The organism is Novosphingobium sp. BL-S-32 (assembly GCF_056857055.1).
In genome coordinates this window covers 670367-688922 of sequence record NZ_CM166476.1, presented here as the reverse complement: position 1 = coordinate 688922, position 18556 = coordinate 670367, and the positions used below count along the sequence as shown (strand labels likewise).

The 18556-nt window shown below is 65.4% G+C and carries 18 protein-coding genes, 3 tRNA genes and 1 pseudogene; 10 read left to right on the top strand and 12 right to left on the bottom strand.

Features of this window, described 5'->3' with window-relative positions; genetic code table 11:
• Nucleotides 1–127: 127 nt before the first annotated feature.
• The 4 genes from AC1VVK_RS03230 to AC1VVK_RS03215 all read left to right on the top strand — a co-directional run bounded on the left by AC1VVK_RS03230 (nucleotide 128) and on the right by AC1VVK_RS03215 (nucleotide 886).
• Complete coding sequence (locus AC1VVK_RS03230; RefSeq protein ID WP_482904354.1) at nucleotides 128–496, top strand: NUDIX domain-containing protein; 369 nt, start codon at nucleotides 128–130, stop codon at nucleotides 494–496.
• 44 nt (nucleotides 497–540) lie between these two features.
• Nucleotides 541–617: transfer RNA gene (locus AC1VVK_RS03225), tRNA-Arg, on the top strand.
• 57 nt (nucleotides 618–674) lie between these two features.
• Nucleotides 675–751, top strand: a tRNA-Arg gene (locus AC1VVK_RS03220).
• 58 nt (nucleotides 752–809) lie between these two features.
• Nucleotides 810–886 (top strand) — tRNA-Arg (locus tag AC1VVK_RS03215).
• A 101-nt stretch (nucleotides 887–987) separates the two neighbouring features.
• Here AC1VVK_RS03215 and AC1VVK_RS03210 read toward each other — a convergent pair.
• Together AC1VVK_RS03210 and AC1VVK_RS03205 are read right to left on the bottom strand one after the other, a co-directional pair.
• Nucleotides 988–2250 (bottom strand): chloride channel protein, encoded by a 1263-nt coding sequence (locus AC1VVK_RS03210; protein WP_482905106.1) that lies wholly within the window; start codon nucleotides 2248–2250, stop codon nucleotides 988–990.
• A 330-nt stretch (nucleotides 2251–2580) separates the two neighbouring features.
• Nucleotides 2581–3150, bottom strand: coding sequence for a hypothetical protein (locus AC1VVK_RS03205; protein ID WP_482904353.1), 570 nt, complete (start codon nucleotides 3148–3150; stop codon nucleotides 2581–2583).
• A gap of 413 nt (nucleotides 3151–3563) precedes the next feature.
• Between AC1VVK_RS03205 and AC1VVK_RS03200 the strand changes: the two genes are divergently transcribed.
• The 3 genes from AC1VVK_RS03200 to AC1VVK_RS03190 all read left to right on the top strand — a co-directional run bounded on the left by AC1VVK_RS03200 (nucleotide 3564) and on the right by AC1VVK_RS03190 (nucleotide 7280).
• Entirely contained in the window at nucleotides 3564–5096 is a 1533-nt protein-coding gene (locus AC1VVK_RS03200) for a phospholipase D-like domain-containing protein (RefSeq protein ID WP_243652393.1), read from the top strand.
• Nucleotides 5093–5704, top strand: a complete 612-nt coding sequence (gene folE, locus AC1VVK_RS03195) for a GTP cyclohydrolase I FolE (protein WP_132385581.1) — start codon at nucleotides 5093–5095, stop codon at nucleotides 5702–5704. Before AC1VVK_RS03200 ends, folE begins: the two co-directional genes overlap by 4 nt.
• A 112-nt stretch (nucleotides 5705–5816) precedes the next feature.
• Entirely contained in the window at nucleotides 5817–7280 is a 1464-nt protein-coding gene (locus AC1VVK_RS03190; RefSeq protein WP_482904352.1) for a hypothetical protein, read from the top strand.
• Nucleotides 7281–7366: 86 nt separating this feature from the next.
• Here the strand turns inward: AC1VVK_RS03190 and AC1VVK_RS03185 are convergent, their stop codons facing one another.
• Both AC1VVK_RS03185 and AC1VVK_RS03180 read right to left on the bottom strand, forming a co-directional pair.
• A complete protein-coding gene (locus tag AC1VVK_RS03185; protein WP_482904351.1) occupies nucleotides 7367–8047 on the bottom strand; it encodes an SDR family NAD(P)-dependent oxidoreductase in 681 nt (226 codons plus the stop codon).
• A gap of 169 nt (nucleotides 8048–8216) precedes the next feature.
• Nucleotides 8217–8696: a peroxiredoxin gene (locus AC1VVK_RS03180; protein WP_132385579.1), complete on the bottom strand. Its 480-nt coding sequence runs from the start codon at nucleotides 8694–8696 to the stop codon at nucleotides 8217–8219.
• A gap of 179 nt (nucleotides 8697–8875) precedes the next feature.
• Here AC1VVK_RS03180 and AC1VVK_RS03175 point away from each other — a divergent pair, with 179 nt between their 5' ends.
• The gene (locus AC1VVK_RS03175) at nucleotides 8876–9016 is read left to right on the top strand and encodes a hypothetical protein (RefSeq protein ID WP_482904350.1); all 141 of its coding nucleotides are present in this window, start codon (nucleotides 8876–8878) and stop codon (nucleotides 9014–9016) included.
• Nucleotides 9017–9034: 18 nt separating this feature from the next.
• Here the strand turns inward: AC1VVK_RS03175 and AC1VVK_RS03170 are convergent.
• The 4 genes and pseudogenes from AC1VVK_RS03170 to AC1VVK_RS03155 all read right to left on the bottom strand — a co-directional run.
• Nucleotides 9035–9628 (bottom strand): annotated as a pseudogene (locus tag AC1VVK_RS03170) (ATP-binding cassette domain-containing protein); the annotation flags it as partial.
• Between the two features lie 52 nt (nucleotides 9629–9680).
• Nucleotides 9681–10382: a molybdate ABC transporter permease subunit gene (gene modB / locus AC1VVK_RS03165; protein ID WP_482904349.1), complete on the bottom strand. Its 702-nt coding sequence runs from the start codon at nucleotides 10380–10382 to the stop codon at nucleotides 9681–9683.
• 25 nt (nucleotides 10383–10407) lie between these two features.
• A complete protein-coding gene (gene modA, locus AC1VVK_RS03160; RefSeq protein ID WP_482904348.1) occupies nucleotides 10408–11178 on the bottom strand; it encodes a molybdate ABC transporter substrate-binding protein in 771 nt (256 codons plus the stop codon).
• 79 nt (nucleotides 11179–11257) lie between these two features.
• Entirely contained in the window at nucleotides 11258–11641 is a 384-nt protein-coding gene (locus AC1VVK_RS03155) for a winged helix-turn-helix domain-containing protein (RefSeq protein ID WP_482904347.1), read from the bottom strand.
• 223 nt (nucleotides 11642–11864) lie between these two features.
• Between AC1VVK_RS03155 and AC1VVK_RS03150 the strand changes: the two genes are divergently transcribed.
• Nucleotides 11865–12068, top strand: coding sequence for a hypothetical protein (locus AC1VVK_RS03150; protein WP_132385574.1), 204 nt, complete (start codon nucleotides 11865–11867; stop codon nucleotides 12066–12068).
• A gap of 12 nt (nucleotides 12069–12080) precedes the next feature.
• Here AC1VVK_RS03150 and AC1VVK_RS03145 read toward each other — a convergent pair whose 3' ends face one another.
• From AC1VVK_RS03145 to AC1VVK_RS03130, 4 genes are all read right to left on the bottom strand, one after another.
• A complete protein-coding gene (locus AC1VVK_RS03145; protein WP_482904346.1) occupies nucleotides 12081–13529 on the bottom strand; it encodes an efflux transporter outer membrane subunit in 1449 nt (482 codons plus the stop codon).
• On the bottom strand, nucleotides 13526–14998 hold the full coding sequence (locus AC1VVK_RS03140; RefSeq protein WP_482904345.1) for an MDR family MFS transporter: 1473 nt from the start codon (nucleotides 14996–14998) through the stop codon (nucleotides 13526–13528). Before AC1VVK_RS03140 ends, AC1VVK_RS03145 begins: the two co-directional genes overlap by 4 nt.
• Before the next feature lie 82 nt (nucleotides 14999–15080).
• The gene (locus AC1VVK_RS03135) at nucleotides 15081–16190 is read right to left on the bottom strand and encodes an HlyD family secretion protein (protein WP_482904344.1); all 1110 of its coding nucleotides are present in this window, start codon (nucleotides 16188–16190) and stop codon (nucleotides 15081–15083) included.
• Between the two features lie 147 nt (nucleotides 16191–16337).
• The gene (locus AC1VVK_RS03130) at nucleotides 16338–17237 is read right to left on the bottom strand and encodes an alpha/beta fold hydrolase (RefSeq protein WP_482904343.1); all 900 of its coding nucleotides are present in this window, start codon (nucleotides 17235–17237) and stop codon (nucleotides 16338–16340) included.
• 158 nt (nucleotides 17238–17395) lie between these two features.
• Between AC1VVK_RS03130 and trxB the strand changes: the two genes are divergently transcribed.
• The gene (gene trxB / locus AC1VVK_RS03125) at nucleotides 17396–18364 is read left to right on the top strand and encodes a thioredoxin-disulfide reductase (RefSeq protein ID WP_482904342.1); all 969 of its coding nucleotides are present in this window, start codon (nucleotides 17396–17398) and stop codon (nucleotides 18362–18364) included.
• The last annotated feature ends 192 nt before the right edge of the window (nucleotides 18365–18556 follow it).

The window sequence follows — 18556 nt, the reverse complement described above, 5'->3', positions numbered from 1 at the left end:
AGATCATTCGAGGAAATGCCATCTTGGCGTTAATGAGTTCCTAAGAAGGATATCGAAGCTGGAAAATTCTTTTACACCGCTGCTGGTTGTCGCCGTGGCGCTGATACGCGCAGACGGGCGCGTGCTGATGCAGCAGAGACCTTTTAAGAGCGCGCATGGCGGGCTCTGGGAATTTCCGGGCGGGAAGGTGGAGCCCGGTGAAACGCCGGAGCAAGCCGCCGTTCGCGAGCTGGAGGAGGAGTTGGGGCTGGCGCTCCACGCCGAATCCCTGGTGCCGGTAGCCTTCGCGAGCGGGCACGCGGGCGCGCATGCAGGCGCGCGTTCGCTTGTCATACTTCTTTACGTTTGCCGGGAATGGCAGGGGGGGCCGCATGCGCATGAGGCGGAAATGCTGGACTGGTATGCCCCGGATGCGGTTCCGGGCCTGACAATGCCGCCGCTCGATTATCCGCTGGCGGCGGCCTTGTGTAAATTCCTTCACCTGAGTGCGATATAGGCGTTGACGGGGTGAGAATCCCCTCCTATTGGCGCCTCTCCAACGCGCCCGTAGCTCAGCTGGATAGAGCATCAGACTACGAATCTGAGGGTCGGACGTTCGAATCGTTCCGGGCGCACCATTCTCCTTCCGGGGTCTTTGTGGCTTCGTGTTGGTGGATGGATACATAAAGCACTTTGCGCCCGTAGCTCAGCTGGATAGAGCATCAGACTACGAATCTGAGGGTCGGACGTTCGAATCGTTCCGGGCGCACCATTCTCCTTCGGGAGTTTTCGTGGCTTTGTGTTGATGGTTGGATACATAGGCAATCTGTGCGCCCGTAGCTCAGCTGGATAGAGCATCAGACTACGAATCTGAGGGTCGGACGTTCGAATCGTTCCGGGCGCACCAATTGCCAGCGACATACGAAAAACCCCGCAAGGCTCTGACCTTGGCGGGGTTTTTCGTGTTTCGGTCTCACACGGGCCGAACGGTCGGTGCCTGCACCCGACTCAGCTATGCACCTGCTCGGCGTCGTCCGGGCGCTTCGGCCGCGCGAAGCCCTTCGAGAGGCCGTGATAGAGTTTTTCCTTGCAGACCAGCGTGCTTGCACCATCCGCGATGATCGCGGTCAGGAACAATGGCACGATCATTCCTCGGCTCGCCGTCGTCTCCATCAGGATGATGACGGCGGTCAGCGGCGCGCGCACCACGCCGACGAAATAGCCGACCATGCCCAGCAGCACGATGGCCGGCATGGGATAGTCGGGGAAGCCGTAGGCAAGCAATTGCCCGAGCCCGGCGCCGACCGAGAGCGAGGGCGCAAAAATGCCCCCCGGCGCACCTGAGACCGCCGTGGCGGCGGTCGCCAGGAACTTGGCGGGGCCGAACCAGGGAGAGGCGGTGCCGTGCCCTTCGATCATGTGGCGGGTGGTTTCGTAGCCGGTGCCCCAGGTCGATCCGCCGCTCACCACGCCGACCACCGCGACCACGAACCCGCAGGCGAGGGCGAGTAACACCGGGCGTCGCCGTACGGCCAGGAAGGCGGGATGGGCGCTACGCGCGAAAGCCAGCAATGTGCGCGAGAACAGTCCGCCCAGCACGCCGCCTGCGATTCCCGCAACTGGCGTCACCAGCAGCACCGGGACCACGCCCAGCGTCTCGCGCATCGTGCCGAAGTAGACATAGTCGCCCGCCACCGCGAGGCTGACGAGGCCCGAAATGACGACGGCGCCCATGACCAGTACAGCGACTTTCTGCTCGAAAGCGGCCGCCAGTTCCTCGATGGCGAACACGACACCGGCCAGAGGCGTATTGAAAGCGGCGGCAACACCTGCCGCGCCCCCGGCGATGAGTACGCCGGCCGAGATCGGCACGCGCAGGATGCGGTGGCAGGTCACCATGATCGAGGCGGCCACTTGCACCGTGGGCCCCTCGCGTCCCACCGAGGCGCCGGCCAGCAGCATCACCGTTGTCAGCAGTAGCTTGGTGACGGCGGTGGGCAGGGCAAGCAACCGCGAACGGGTAAGTTCAAGATCCTGTCCGGCCGCCATGACTTGCGGAATGCCGGAGCCTCGCGCTCCCGGAGCCCAGCGATGGGCGATCGCCACCGTGGCGGCGAAGACCAGCGGCGTGAGTACCAGCGGTGCGAACCGGTGCTCGGCCTGGAACTGGCTGAAGATCTTCTGGGCAAGGTCGCCCATCCACGCGAACAGGATCGCAACGAGGCCAAGCAGGATGGCGCCGATCACGGTGGCGGCGCGGCGGCGGGCCATGTCCAGCGATTGGTCGATACCGGGTACGGACTTCTGGAAGGTCCGGAGGTGATCCGCGAGAGGCAATGGAGTTCCGTTCGCAAAGGAGGCAAGGGATCGCCGCACCGGAACCGTGCGGCGGGCTTGCGGCACCCCCTTGGTAGCCGCACTTTCCGAGTCGACAGGATTTCACCTGATCCGGAAATGCTCCAATGCCCCCGGGCGGCCGCGCGTCGCAAGGACTTTCCCCGAAAATACGCAAAAGGGCCGGGAGCGCACATGGCGATCCCGGCCCTTCCGGATTTGTCGATTCGGAGCGGGTTGCGCCGCAGCCCGATTCGCGTCTGGCGTTTACTTGCCGGCGCCCGCGGTGCCTGCGGCGGCGGCGCCCGAAGCGGCAGCACCGGCCTGAACCTGCGAGTTGAACTGGGCCGCCGTCACGCCAAGCGCGAGGGTGCCATCGGTGCCGACGCCGATGGCGCTCTTCTGGAGAGCGACGGCAGAGCCGGTCTTCAGCGCCACGGTCACGTTGTCGCCGTCGACCTTGCTGACGGTGCCGAGAACGACGCCGTCGGCGCTCTTGACCGGGGCATCGACGACGAGCGCGGAAGACAGCGTCTCGGCCGACTTCGCCTGCGCGCCCTGAACGGCGGCTTCAAGCTGAGCCTTGGTCATGCCGATGGTCAGGCCCTTGTCGCGCGTGGCGAAGGCCGATTTGGGCAGGCCGGCGCGCGCGGTGCCGGTGTTGAGCGTCACGACGTCGCCCTGAACCGCTTCGACCGAACCCACTTCATTGCCTTCGGGGTCGTAGACCTTGGCGCCTGCCGCGGGGGTGGCAGCAGCCGGTGCAGCCTGTGCCATGGCGGCGGCGGGAACGAGCGTTGCGGCAGCCAGCGCGGCAGCGATGAGCGATTTCTTCATGGCGTAACTCCTTCTCCATGCGGGCACCGACCCGGCGGCGACCGACACGCAACCCTCCAACGCGAGAGGGCCTCAAAAAACTGGTCCGGAAAAAGACGACCCGGACGGCTCTGCCCGGCATTTGCCGGAACCCGCTCCGCGCGCTTTTGCGCGTGGGAAGGAGCGGGGATGAAAGACATGCGATGTGCATGTTTGGAACGGAATGGCGGGTGAACGGTGCCGGATCAACCGTCGGACCGACCGCGATTTGCGGCGAATCGGCGTAAATCCGGCGCCTCGGTGGCTACATGCGATGAACTGTGCGGTCATCCCACCGTCATGTGATCGAAGCCTTCCGCTTGCTCTCGGGAACATGTTGCGCTCTGGTTCGCTGGGGCCCCTGGTGGTGGTTACCGGATCGGACGGGTGGACGCGTGAATACCGAGAATTCGAGCGGGATCGACGATGGGGCGGTCTCCCCGTCGGTCTGGCGCTATGCCAAGGCCCGGCGCGCGCATGTCGTGATTGATGCCGCCGCCTATTTCGGGGTGATCCGGGAAGCGATGGACGATGCCCGGCAGCGGATCTTCATGATCGGCTGGGACTTCGATTCGCGCATCCTGCTCCCCGCCGGCCGACGCTGGTGGCAAGGCGGGCGGGGGGAGCATTTTCCAGCACGACTGGGATCATTCATCGTCTGGCTGGTCCACACCAAGCCGAAGCTGGAAATCCTGCTGCTCAAGTGGAATGTCTCGCTGGTGAAGTCGCTGTTTCGCGGCACCATGGTCATCGATCTGGTGCGCTGGGCGCTGCGCAAGCGCATTCACTTCCGCTTCGACGGTGCGCATCCCATCGGATGCAGCCATCACCAGAAGATCGTGGTGATCGACGATGTCTTCGCGGCCTGCGGGGGGATCGACATGACTTCCGACCGCTGGGACACGCCGGAACACCGCCCGCATGATCCGCGCCGCCGCAAGCCGAGCGGGCGGCTCTATGGACCCTGGCACGATGTCACCATGGTGATGGAAGGGGAGGTGGCGGCCACGCTGGGCGATCTCGGGCGCGATCGCTGGCAGGTTGCAGGGGGCGCCGAATTGGCGCCGTGCGCACCGCAGGAGTTCAGCCCCTGGCCGTCCGATCTCGTGGCCGAGTTCGAGAATGTCGAGATCGGCATCGCTCGCACCCGCGCCGAGTACGAAGGCTGTACGCAAGTGGCCGAGATCGAGGAGCTGTTCGTCGAGCAGATCCGCCGCGCGCGCCGTTTCGTCTATGCCGAGACGCAGTATTTCGCCTCGCGCGCGGTGGCCGAGGCCATCGCCGAACGCCTGATCGAGCCCGATCCGCCCGAATTCGTCATCATCAACCCGCTAAGTGCCAGCGGCTGGCTCGAACAGGTAGCGATGGACACCGCGCGCGTCGAACTGATCAAGACGCTGCGCAATGCCGACCATGCGGGGCGCTTCCACGTCTTCCACCCGCGCGCGTCGGACGGCACGCCGATCTATGTCCATGCCAAGCTGCTGATCGTCGATGACGAGATCCTGCGCGTGGGTTCGGCCAACATGAACAACCGTTCGATGGGGCTCGATTCGGAGTGCGACGTGTTCATCGACGCGGCGCGGCCGGCCAATGCCCATGTCGTGCCCGCGATCCGCGCCTTGCGCATTCGATTGCTTGCCGAACACTGCGGGAAGCGGGAGGACGTGATCGTGGAGGCGCTGGATCGCCACGATTCGATGGCCGCGATGATCGAAAGCCTTGTGCCGGTGGGCAAACATCTCGAACGCTTGCCCTTGAAACATCTCTCCGATGCTGAAAGAGCGCTGGGGGAAAGCGCTCTGCTCGATCCGGAACGACCCGGGGAGATGTTCGAGCCGATCGAGCGGCGCGGTCTGTTTCGCCGCAAGGGGCAGCTCATGCGGCTGCACCTACAGGAAAGATTGCGAAGGAGTATCAAGGGATGAGCAGCCTGGTCGGTCCCGACGAGGACAGCCCTTTCGAAAAGAAGCCCCCGGTGCCGGAAGAAGTGCAGGATGCGATCCGCACCTTGATACGCTGGTCCGGCGACGATCCGGAGCGCGAGGGCCTGATCGATACGCCCAAGCGCGTGGCGCGGGCGTGGAAGGAATATTGCCAGGGTTATGGCGAGGATCCGGCCATCCACCTCAAGCGCGTGTTCGAGGAAGTGGGCGGCTATGACGAAGTCGTGCTGCTCAAGGACATTCCGTTCCAGTCGCATTGCGAACATCACATGGCGCCGATCATCGGCAAGGCGGCGATTGCCTATCTGCCGCGCAACCACGTGGTGGGCATCTCCAAGCTCGCGCGCGTGCTGCAGGGCTATGCGCAACGCCTGCAGATCCAGGAGCGCCTGACCGCCGAAGTGGCCGAATGCATCTGGACCCATCTGAAGCCGCACGGTGTTGCCGTGGTGATCGAGGCCAGCCACGCCTGCATGTCCGCGCGCGGCGTGCGCACGCCAGGCGTCAGCATGATCACCAGCCGCATGATGGGCACGTTCCTTGAGGACGAGCGCAGCCGCAAGGAAGTGCTCAGCCTGATGGGCTACTGACGCTTATCCCCGTTTCCGCGCGGTTTTAGCATACGGGGGGGCTTGAACAGCGCCCCGGCATGCGGTGATGGATGCCGGGCGGCACCATTCACGGTGCCGCGCGGGGGTGGGTTTGAGCGGCCGGATCGAAACTGTCAAAGCGCCGGGCGAGGGGCGGTGCTCGGGTGGGGGCACAAGCGCTGTACGCCTGTGGCTGGACCGTGCGGCCGTGCTGGTTCCGGCGGCCATGTTGCTGGTGCTGCTGCTACGCCGCGTCTGGGACGTCGATATCTTCTGGCAGCTCAAGCTGGGCGAGATCATCCTTGCCCACGGCGGCCCGATTGCGCGTGAGCCTTTCGCCGCGCTTCACCTTAGAGAACCGTTGCCCGCCGTCGGTTGGCTGGCGCAGGCGAGCATGGCGGCGGTGCGCATGGCTGGGGGCTGGGGCGCGCTGCGGGTGTTTGACGCGCTGTGCTGGCTTGGCGGATTCTGGGCCGTGGCGGCGGCCTGCCGTCACCGCGGAGCGGGCCGTCTGGCCGTGGCGCTTGCGCTGACGCTCGCATTCTTTGCCGCCTTGCCGACCGCGAGCATCCGCCCGCAGAGTTTCGCCGCGCTGTGCTTCGGCCTGCTGCTGGCGTTGCTGCAATTGCGCCTGCGCCCGCTGGTGACGATCGCGCTCGGCGCGCCGCTATTGGTGCTGTGGCAGAATTTCCATCCTTCGGTGAGCATCGGCGCGCTGGCGCTGGGGATCTACACTGCCGTCGGTCTGGTGGACTGGCTGCGCGACCGCACGCGGCCCTTGCCCATCGCCGCCGCCGTGCTGACGGTGATCGCGATGGCGGCGATTTTCGCGACGCCGGACGGTTTCTCGATCCTCGCGATTTCGGCCACCAATGCAGAGATGAGTCTGGCTATCGGCGCCAGCGAATGGCGGCCGCTGTGGATCTCGGCCAACTGGACCAATGCATGGCCGGTGCTGGCGGTCGTGCTGCTGACGCTGCGCATCGTGCTGCGCACGCGCCGTTATGAGGTGACGGAAGTGCTGGTGGCGCTGGCCTTGCTGGCGATGACCGCGCTGGCCTATCGCTTCGCGCTGTTCTGGGCGCTGTCGATGGTGCCGGTAATCGCGCGCGGCGCAAGTTCGGGGGAGCAGGACGAGGCTGCCATCCCGCGCTGGCTTCCGGTCGCTGCTGTGGCGCTGGTCGCGGTGGTGACGCCCTTGCTCGCGCCCACGCGCTTCGCCGCGACTTTGCCGCTGGAGAGCATCGCCCGGCTGCGGCAGGAGCACCTGCGCGGCACCGTCTATGCCGATTTCCCCTATGGCGGCCCGATCATCGATGCGGGATGGCCCGACTGGCGCGTGGCCTATGACGGGCGCTATTACCGCTATGGCCACGACGAGTGGCAGTACAACGGCGGGATCGAGAACGGGTACGTCCCGCTGGTCGACGTGGTGGCCAAGTGGCACCCGGTCGCGTTTCTCATTCAGGAAGATCACAATGCCCCGCTCGCGGGGGAACTGGCTCGTTCGCCGCACTGGACGCGGATCTTCCGGGGGGAGGATGGGGTGGTGGTCTATGTCAGGCGCAAGCACTGACAGTTCGATCCGTCCAAGGGGCGCGGAGCTTTAAATCATACTCTCGTCGCCCCCGCCTGCGCGGGGACGACGGGATTGGACGATATTCAGCCGCCGCGCGTGACCGGCACCAGCGCGCCCGTAACCGCACGCGCGGCGTCGGAGGCGAGGTACAGGATCACATCGGCAATCGCCTCGGGCCGGACCCAGGTCGAGAAATCGGCGTCGGGCATGTCGGCGCGGTTGGTGGGGGTGTCGATGATGCTGGGCAGGATCGCATTCACCGTGACGCTGGTGCCTGCCAGTTCCTCTGCCAGGGCTTCGGTCAGGCGGTGGACGCCGGACTTCGACGCGGCATAGGCGCCCATGCCCATGCCCGCCTTGACCGCCGCACCCGCGCCAATGTTGATCACGCGCCCGGCGGCAGAAGCCTTGAGCCCGGGCAGCGCAAGCTGGGTGATGGTGGCCGCAGTGGTCAGGTTCATCGTCTGCATCTTCGCCCACGAGGCGAGCGATCCGCCTTCCAGCGTTTCCCAGACGAAGCCGCCCGCGATGTTGACCAGAATGTCGATCCCGCCATGCGCGCTCACCACTTCGTCGAGCGCCGCGCCCGTCGCCTGTGCATCGGTGAGATCGACGCCCCCGATATCGAGCGCGCCCGCAAGCGGCTCCTTGGCCGAGGGCGCGAAGTCGATGCGGGCGACCTTGTCGCCCCGGGCGGCGAAGGCGGCGGCGACGGCATTGCCGAGAACACCGAATCCACCGGTGACGATAACCGAACGGGCCATGGAAACTCCTCTATTTGCGTCGAGGCTATCGCGCGGGCCGGGGGGCGACAAGCCGGGGAGGGCAGCCGTCCTCAAGCCAACGCCCCGCCGATGCGAAATACCGACAGTTCAGGCACGAAAAAGGCGGCTCTTCCGAGGAAGAGCCGCCTTCCGCATTATCAGTCCGGGATCAGAGCTGGCCGAGCATGTGGTCGGCCGAGCTGACCTCGAAAGCGCCCGGCGCTTCGATGTTGAGCTGTTCGACAACGCCGTCATTGACGACCATAGAGAAGCGCTTGCCGCGTTCGCCCATGCCGAAACCGCTGCCGTCCATCACGAGGTCGATGGCCTTGACGAAATCGCCATTGCCGTCCGCCAGCATGGTCACGTCGGCCGAGCCCGAGGCCTTGTTCCAGGCGCCCATCACGAAGGCATCGTTGACGGCGGTGCAGACGATCTCGTCGATGCCCTTGGCCTTGAGTTCGGCGGCCTTGTCCACGAAGCCCGGCAGGTGCTTGGCCGAGCAGGTCGGCGTGAAAGCGCCGGGAACCGAGAACAGGGCGACCTTTTTGCCGGCAAAGAAGTCGGCGCTCTGTACCGGTTCGGGGCCGCTTTCGCCGGCCTTGGTCAGCTTCACGTCGGGCAGCTTGTCACCAACGGCGATGGTCATGGAGTTAATCCTTTGTCTGCAAGTGAATCGCAACGCCGGCAGATATAGGGCCGCCGCGCGGAGGGGCAATGCCGCGCGGGTTAAGACCTCTTCACCGTAAAGATCAAATCCACCGAAACCATCGCCATGCCATTCTTCGGGGCGGCCGGGAGAAATCCGGCCTGCGGAGGAGGATGAGCATGAAGCACGCCCGCCTTTATTCCGGTCGGCATCCCGGACGCGGCGACAAGCGCGCACGATTTTGGAAATCCGAAGACAGATTGCTGATCGCGTCGTTGATCGGCCTTGCAGCCGCACTGGCGATTGGGCTCACGGGCTGAGGCTATTTGGCCCCAGGCCTACGGTGCTGGCGGCAAGGTGGCGGGGTGGGCTCCGATCGCTATGACGCGGTCGGCCAGCCTGTCCACTTCGGCGCGGTCGTGGCTGACGTAAAGGATCGGCAGCCGCAGTTCGTCGCGCACGCGTTCGATCACGTGCAGGATTTCCTCGCGCCGCTCGGCATCGACCGAGGCGAGCGGTTCGTCCATCAGCAGCACGCGCGGACCCGAGAGCAAGGCTCGGCCGATGGCCACGCGCTGGGCCTCGCCGCCCGAGAGCGTGGCGGGCCTCCGGCCGAGCAGATGGCCGATCCCGAGCACGTCCAGCGCGGTGTCGAGATCGAGCCAGCGGTGCTCCGGCACGGCGAGCCGCCAGCCATAGAGCAGATTCTCGCGCACATTGCGGTGCGGGAAGAGGCGCAGGTCCTGAAACACATAGCCGCAGCGGCGGCGTTCGGGCGGCAGGTCTATGCGGCGTTCGCGGTCGAACAGCACTTCGTCGGAAATCACGATATGGCCGCTGCTCGGGCGTACGAGCCCGGCAATCATGTCGAGCAGGGTGGTCTTGCCCGCGCCGGACGGGCCGAACAGCGCGGTCAGCCCGCCTTGCTCGGCCTTGAAGGTATATTCGAACGTGCGGCCGCCGCGCTTGAGGCCGATCGAGATGTCAAATGACATAGCGCATCGCTCCTGCCCGGTGGCGGCGGGCCAGCCATTCCGAAATGACCAGCGCGGCCAGCGACAGCAGGATGGACAGGCCCGCCAGCCGCGCCACCTGCCATTCCGCTCCGGGAACCTGCAAGGCGCTGTAGATGGCGAGTGGCAGGGTGCGCGTCTCGCCCGGAATGTTTGAGGCGAAGGTGATCGTCGCGCCGAATTCGCCCACCGACCGCGCGAAGCCAAGCACCAGTCCCGCCAATATACCGGGCAGGGTGAGGGGCAGGGTGATCGTGGCGAATGTGCGCAGGCGGCCCGCGCCAAGGGTGCGGGCGGCCTGCTCGTAGCGCCGGTCCACCGCCTCGATCGACAGGCGCATGGCGCGCACCATCAGCGGCAGTGCCATGATCGCGGCGGCCAGCGCCGCGCCGGTCCAGCGGAACATGAAGGTAAGGCCGAACGTGTTCTCGAAGAAGCGGCCGAGCGCGGTGTTCGGGGCAAGCGCGATCAGCAGCAGCCAGCCCGTCACCACCGGCGGCAGCACCAGCGGCAAATGGACCAGCGCGTCCAGCACGATGGCGCCGGGAAAGCGCCAGCGCGCCAGCACCCAGGCCAGCGCGAAAGCCAGCGGCAGCGCACAGGCCATGGCGACGCCGCTGACCTTGAGCGACAGCAGCAGGACTTCCCATTCCTCGCTGGTCAGTGCGGTCATGCGGCCCTCTTGTGCTTAGGGCCGGTTACTTCGTGCCGAAGCCGAAGCGGCGGAACAGGGCCTTGCCTTCGCCTGAAAGCAGGAAGCGGCGGAAGCCTTCCGCATCCGGGTGGCGCGAGGCGGTCAGCACCGCCACCGGATAACTGATCGGGGCGTGCGAATTGGCCGGGAACAAGCCCGCTACACGCACGGCGGGTTCGGCGCGGGCATCAGTGGCATAGACGATGCCGAGCGGGGCGACGCCGCGTCCCACGAGAGCCAGCGCGGCGCGCACGTTTTCGGCCGGGGCGAGGTGGTCCTTGACCGAATCCCACACGCCCAGATTGGTCAGCGCCTGCTTGGCATAGATGCCTGCCGGAACTGCCGCCGGATCGCCCACCGCGAGCCGCCCGTTGCCGAGCGCGCGGGCCAGCGGGAAGCCGGGCTTGATGGCGATGTTCTGCGCATTGCCCTTCGGTGCCACCAGCACGAGGCTGTTGGTGAGGAACGAAACGCGGGTGTTGTTGCGGATCAGGCCCTTGCCCTGGACTTCGTCCATCCACGGCTCGTCGGCGGATACGAAGACGTCGGCGGGCGCCCCGGCCTCGATCTGGCGGGCCAGCGCCGAGGATGCGGCGAAGGAGATCTTCGGGCGCGGATGGCCCTTCGCGGCCCAGCCATCGGCTGCGGCATTCATCGCTTCCTGAAGGCTCGCGGCGGCCAGCACCAGCGGGCCGTCGGACTGGGCCATGGCAGGCGAACAGAGCGACGCAAGAAGGAGCAGGACAGGCAGGAACAGGGCGCGAAGCCTAAGCATCTTCAAATACCTCCCGAAACAACTGTATTCGGCTGTATATGGTCGCGCAGGTCTTGCCTAGGGCACCTTCAGGTACGGTTCAGTGCTCTTGCCGCTCTGTCGGAATCGGGCGCAGCAGGGCGGCGAGCGCGGCGGTGTCGGGATTGTCCGCCGCTTGTTCAATTTGCTGCTCCAGGGCGCGGTAATGGGCCAGAATCGTCTCCCCCGCCTCGGTGAGCTGCGCGCCGGAGCCACCCGCGCGGCCGGGTGAAGTGGCCACTAGCGGCTGCGCCCAGCAGCGATTCATCGCGTCGACGAGCAGCCAGGCACGGCGATAGCTCATGTCCATCGCCCGCGCCGCAGCAGAGATCGAGCCATGCGCGCGGATCGCCTCAAGCAGGTCGGCCTTGCCCGGGCCCATGGCGATCTCCTCGCCGCACAGAAGCCGCGATCGGATCGAGAGTTGAGGAAAACGGCCAGTCATGATGGAGCCTATGCCATTGCCGGCCCGGTCAATCCACGCGGAAGTGCGCGATTGGAGAGGCGTTGCAGGAAGGCATCTATCTGATAGCATCCCCGATGAGGCCATTGGCTTCGGATCGCCACGTCAAAAAGTCGGGCGATAAGGGAGTCGCGGGGGCGGTCCGGAAAAGGAACAGGGGGCAAAAGCCCTCCGGTCGCGCCCGCGCACGAGAGAGGATGCGTGGATGAAGATTGCCGACGAAAAGATTGTCCGCTTCGAACGCCGTCTCGATTCGGCCATTGGAATGATGATTCCCGGGCCGGAATTGGCGCTCGGTAGTGCGGAACGAGACGGAAATCGCCAGGGACGCGATGTTCGTTCGCTAACTATCGCAGTGGCGATGTGCATTGCCTGCTGGGTCTTGCTGGGCTGCTACCTGTTGTCCTGAAACGGGTGGCATTCAGCGCGCGGCGACCGGCGGCGCGGGCACCCAGCCACCGGCCGTGGCGGCGTAGAGCCGGGCGACGTTCTGGAACTGGCGCGCGCGCGTATCCACCAGCGCCAACTGGGCGTGCTGGTAGGAACGGCCCGAATCCAGCACTTGCAACACGCCGCTGTTGCCGACTTCGAAGCTCCGGCGCGATAGCCGCAGCGAGTGGTCGGCAACTTGCGCCGCCGTCTCGCGCGCGGCGAGTTCGCGCGTATCATTGCCCAGAGCCGCCAGCAGGCCGGAAACTTGCCCGAATGCCTCGGTGACGACCTCCTGATATTGCGCGGCGGCGGCACGGGCTTCGGCTTCTGCCCCGCGCTTTTCGGCCTTGAGCGTGCCGCCGTGGAAGATTGGCGCGGAAAGCCCGGCGAAGATGTCGAAGGCATTGAACTTGTTGCTGAACATCTTGTCCAGCTCGGACGTCGACTGGCTTGAGGTCACCCCCAGCGTGATGTCGGGATAGAGATTGGCCGTGGCGACACCCACGCCTGCAACGGCGGCATGAAGCCGCGCCTCGGCTTCGCGGATGTCAGGGCGGGAATGGACGAGCGCCGAGGGCAGGGCGACCGGTACGCTGGCGGGCAGCGTGAAGGCCTGGAGCCCGAACCCGGTTGCACCCAGTTCCGCTGGCGAGATGCCCAGCAGTACCGCCAGCATCGCCCGGCCTTCAGCCAGTTGCTGCTCGACAGAGGGCACGTCCGCAAGGTCGTTGGCGAGCTGGCCCTGCGCGCTCAGCACCTCGACGCCAGTGCCTTCGCCGGCATGTTCGCGCTTCTGGGTGAGCGAGACGTTGCGCTCATCCTCGGCAATCAGGGCCTTTTCGGTGGCAAGGCGGTCATTGAGCGCGGCGATGGCGAGGACCTGACCCACCACGCGTGCGGCGATCATCAGATGCGCGGCTTCGGTCGCGCGGGTTTCGGCTTCGGCCTGAGCGCCGGCCCGTTCAAGTGCGCGGCGGGTGCCACCGAACAAGTCGAGATCGTAGCTGACGCCCCCGCCCAGCGTATAGAGGTCGAACTTCGGATTGGGGATCGAACCAAACTGGGAATCGCTGGAAAGGCCGAAAGCCGCCAGATTGACGCGCTGATATTCGGCGCGGGCATTGGCATCGACTTGCGGCAGCTGGCGTCCGGCCACGGCGGCGACCTGCTGGCGGGCCTTCTCCAGCGTCGCGCGCGAAGCCGCGAGCGAGTGGTTGCCGGCCAGCGCGCGGGCCACCAGCGTGTCGAGATCCGGATTGCCGAAAGCCTTCCACCAATCGGCCTGCGCCGCATCGCCGAGCGCCGCCTGTTCGCCCGATGCAGCGCCATAACCGGCTTCGGCCGAGGGCTGGGCCGGTGGCGCATAGTTCGGCCCCACCGTCGTGCAGGCGGCGCAAAGCATGAGCGGAAGAAGGGTAGCGGTCTTGCGCAAGGTCATTCCCCGATGGGCAGTGTATGGGTGTCCGCCTCGACCTTGCGCACGCGCATCAGCAGCACGAGCGGGATCAGGCAAAGGGTCAACACGAATACGAAATGGAACAGTGTGATATTGCCCACCATCGTCGCCTGTCGCGAAATTTCGCCATAAATCGCGCTCATGGCCTGCTGCGATCCGAAGTCGAAATCGGGCCGCGCCCAGGCGAACATGGGATTATCAGGCCGTACGTGCTGGACGAGGTCGTTTTGCGACTGGGCGATGAAGTGGAGATATTCGTACTGGATCGCGGAGATGCCGACAGCATTGCCGACATTGCGAGTGAGCGCAAAGATCGCCGCGCCTTCGTTGCGCAAGGCCGGATCGAGCGTCGAGAACACGATGACGGATAGCGGCACAAAGATCATCCCGCTGCCCAGCCCTTGCACAAGCCCCGCGAAAACCAACGTGCGCTGGTCCACATAAAGGTCGACATGCGAGTACATCAGCATGCCCGAGCCCATGAGCACGAGCCCGGTGACGATCACCGCGCGGGTGTCCACGTACTTGAGCAGGCGCGAGACCAACAGCATCGATGTCAGCGTGCCGATCGCGCGCGGCAGGCTGATGAAGCCCGCCTGTAGTGCCGAGTAGCCGAGCAGCGACTGCGTCATCACCACGATCATCGGGATCGTCGCGAAGGCGACTACGCCGATCATCATCGAGAAGATTGAGCCGATCGCGAAGTTGCGGTCCTTGAACAGGCCGGGGCGGATAAAGGTATCGCGCGCGGTCGCCATGTGCACGACCATGAGATAGCTCGCGAGCCCGCAGATCAGGGCGTAGATCCGGATTTCTCCGGAATCGAACCAGTCGAGGTGCTCGCCGCGGTCGAGGATCAGTTGCAGCGTCGTCAGCGCAACGGAGACGAGCACGAATCCCAGCAGGTCGAACCGCGTCTGCAATCGGCTCGGGCGGCGGCGCAGGAATGCCAGCATGCCCAGGAAAGACAGGGCGCCGAACGGAAGGTTGATGAAGAAGACCCAGCGCCACGTCAGCGCGTCGGTCAGCCACCCACCCAGCGTTGGCCCGATGATCGGCCCGGCCATGGAGCCGAGCGCGAAGATCGCCATGGCCTTGCCGTGTTCTTCGGGCGGATTGATGTCGAGGAGGATCGCCTGACTGAGCGGAACCAGGCCCGCCCCGCAAGCGCCTTGCAGGAAACGGGCGAGGATGATCGTCTGGAGATCGGTGGCGAGCCCGCAGAGTGCGGAGGCCAGCGTGAACCCGGCGACCGAGAACAGCATCACGTTCTTGCGGCCCACGCGCCCGGCCAGCCAGCCGCTGAGCGGCGTGGCGATGGCGCTGGCGACGAGGTAGCTGGTCAGCACCCAGAGCACCTGTTCCTGCGAGGCGGAAAGGCTGGCCTGCATGTGCGGCAGGGCGACATTGGCAATGGTTATGTCCACCGCGACCATGGTCGAGGCCAACATGCAGGGGATTGTGATCAGCAGCCGTTGCAACGGCGACGGATAGGGGGAGGGCGCTGCGGGCACCGGCGGCATCCGCACCGGCTCAGGGTTTGCGCGCGGCGGAATTGGACGAGGTATCGGCGGCGAAGAGGTGGCGTTCGTGGCCGGTATCGACTTTGACGCTGGCGCTCAGGCCCGCGCCGAGCGGCAGGTTACCCGCCGGTTCGTCCAGCGTGACCTGCACCGGGAGGCGCTGCACCACTTTCACCCAGTTGCCCGTGGCATTTTCGGCCGGAAGCACCGAGAAACTCGATCCGGTCCCGGGGCTGAAGCTCTGGACATGGGCCTTGAAGGCATGATCGGGGAAGGCGTCCAGCGTTACCGTCGCCGGCTGCCCGGCGCGCATGTAGCGCAGCTGGTCTTCCTTGAAGTTCGCCTGCACCCAGAAATTGAGCCCGGTCAGCATGAACACCGCGCGGCCGGGTGATACGTAGTTGCCGACCTGAAGCTGGTTGACGCGGGTGACGATGCCGTCCTGTGGCGCGCGGACTTCGGTATCGGCAAGGTCGATGCGTGCCTGCGCCAGCTTGGCGGCCGCCTTGCGCACGTCGGGAAGCGCAGAAGTATCGCCCTCGACATGCCCGGCGAGACCGGCACGGAGGCTCTCGGCGCGCGCTTCGGCGGCGGCAATGGCCTGAAGCGCCGTGCGCGCCTCGGTCGAGGCCTGTTCGAACTGGGCGCGTGAGGAAATGCCCTCGCCGGTCAGCGACTTCTGCCGCGAGGCCTCGCCCATGGCGAAATCGTGACGGGCCTGGGCCGCGGAGACCTGGGTCAGCGCTTCCTGATAATCGGCGCGGCGCGAAGCGGCGTCCGTTTGGGCTTTGGCAAGCTCGGCCTCGGCGGAATCGACAGCGGCCGTGAAGTTGGTGGGACGGATGCGAAACAGCACTTGTCCCTTGCGGACATGCTCGTTCTCGCGGACCGCGATGTCGACCACGGTGCCGGCCACATTCGGGCTGATCGCGACCATGCCGGTCTGGAGCGCGGCATTGTCGGTTTCCTCGTAGCGCCCGCCGGAGAGATAGAACCATCCGGCTCCGGCCAGCACGATCAGCGGACCCGCCAGCATCAGCACCGCGCGCAAGGGCTTGCGGCGGGCGGAGGGAGCCGAGACACCTTCGTCTTCGGCCACGATCGAGGTTTCCGCGTTCATTCTGGTTCCTTCGCGTGCCCCTCGGCTCCCGGACGAGAGACTCGGGGGCACAGATAGTAAGCATAGTTAGTATCAGCTATGCGAGGATCGCAAGAGGAACGTGGGCCTGATCGCGAATGCGATTTTGGCTGAAGACGCGGGAAGAATTCAGCGGGCGAGGAAGGCTTTCACATCGGTCATGAAACGGTCGAACTGATCGTGGTGCAGCCAGTGGCCGGCATTCTCGTACTCGATCAGTTCGGCCGACGGAAAATAGTCCACGCGGCCGTCGGTGGCCGGGCTCTGCGAGAAGCTGTTCTTGCCCCAGAGCATCAGCATCGGACAGGTGATCGCCCGCCATAAGGAGATCACATCGCTGGTGGGCATGTCGGAAACCGACCAGATGTTCACGTAATTGTCGAACTTCCAGCTCCAGGTGCCATCCTCGTTACGGTTGGTGCCGTGGATGGTGAGGTGGCGGGCCTGCTCGTCGGTGAGGAAGGAATTTTCCTCCTTCATGCGCTGATAGGCGTCGCGCCGGGTCGCATATTTGCGCGGCGTGCGGCCCGAGGCACGGCGCTTGTCGTCCACCCACTGGCGCAGCCGTTCGCCCGCGCCGCGCTCTTCCATCTGGCGGCGGATATGCTGCGGGGGACCGAGGCCCTCGATATTGACGAACTTCTCCACCTTCTCGGGAAACATCCCGGCGAAGCGCGTGGTGATCCCGCCGCCCAGCGAATGGGCGATGATCGTGACCTTGTCGTAACCCAGCGTGTGCACGAGCTGCGCGAAATCGTAGACCATCGCGTCCATGCCGTAGTGCCCTTCGGGCGACCATTCGGAATCGCCGTGACCGCGCAAGTCCGGGCAGATCACGTGCCAGTCGCGGCGCAGTTCCTCCGCCACCCAGTCCCAGCTGCGGCAATGGTCGCGCCCGCCGTGCTGGAGGATCAGTGGCGGTGCTTCCGCATTGCCCCAATCGACATAGTTGAGGCGCAGGCGCTGCGAAACGAAGCGGTTCGAGGTAGGTCCGAGTTGGCTGTCCATCATCGAAACGTGATCTGCCATGGGGATAAGGTCAACTGCGACGAAGCGATGATTTGCGGGGATCAAGTATTTCGATGAGGCCCGAAACGCTTGGCAAACCGGGCGGCTTGGCCCTATCTCGCGCCCCGACGATTTTCACGAAATCAATTTCAAGAGATATTAGGCCGGAGGCTTCGTAAATGGCGACCACGCACAAGACCCGCATGCTCATTATCGGCTCCGGCCCCGGCGGCCTGTCCGCCGCGATCTACGGTGCGCGTGCCGGCATGCAACCCATTGTGGTGCAGGGTCTTCAGCCGGGCGGCCAGCTGACCATCACCACCGATGTCGAGAACTATCCCGGCTTCCGCGAAGTGATCCAGGGCCCCTGGCTGATGCAGGAAATGGAGGCGCAGGCCGTCCATGTCGGCACGCGGATGATGTACGACGTGATCACTTCGGTCGATCTCAAGGGCCCGGTGTTCACGGCCGTTGGCGATTCGGGCGACATCTACGAAGGCGATACGCTCGTCATCGCCACTGGCGCGCAGGCGCAGTGGCTGGGCGTTCCGGGTGAGCAGGAGCTTTCGGGCAAGGGCGTTTCCGCCTGCGCCACTTGCGACGGCTTCTTCTATCGCGGCAAGAAGGTCGTGGTGATCGGCGGCGGCAACACCGCTGTCGAGGAAGCGCTTTACCTCACCAACCACTCGGATGAAGTGACCCTGATCCACCGCCGCGACAGCCTTCGCGCCGAGAAGATCCTGCAGGACCGCCTCTTCGCCAACCCGAAGATCAAGGTCGTGTGGAACAAGCGCGTCGAGCGCTTCATGGAAGGCGAGAACGGCGACCTGCGCGCTCTGGCCCTGATCGACACCCAGACCGGCGAGCAGAGCGAAATCCTCACCGACGGCGCTTTCGTCGCCATCGGCCATGCTCCGGCGACCGAACTGTTCAAGGGCAAGCTGCCGATGGACGAAACCGGCTACCTGCTGGTCGAGCCCGGCACGCCCAAGACCGAAATTCCGGGCGTCTTCGCTTGCGGTGACGTTATGGACCACACCTATCGCCAGGCGATCACGGCTGCCGGCACCGGCTGCATGGCAGCGCTCGATGCCGAGCGCTACCTTGCCCATCGCGACTTCGCAGAGGCCGCGAAGGTCGAGGCGTAACTATTCGATCGGGCGGGAGAGCGCTCCGAAGACGGCTCTCCCGCCTGAATGCCGACCCCGATTTAAATCCTGCCTGTCAGGCTCTGGATCTCACATTCCGGACATAGAACCCCGTCGTCCCCGCGAAGGCGGGGACCCCGCTTGTTCTTGCGAGGCGAGAAAGGAAGCGGGGCCCCGCCTTCGCGGGGGCGA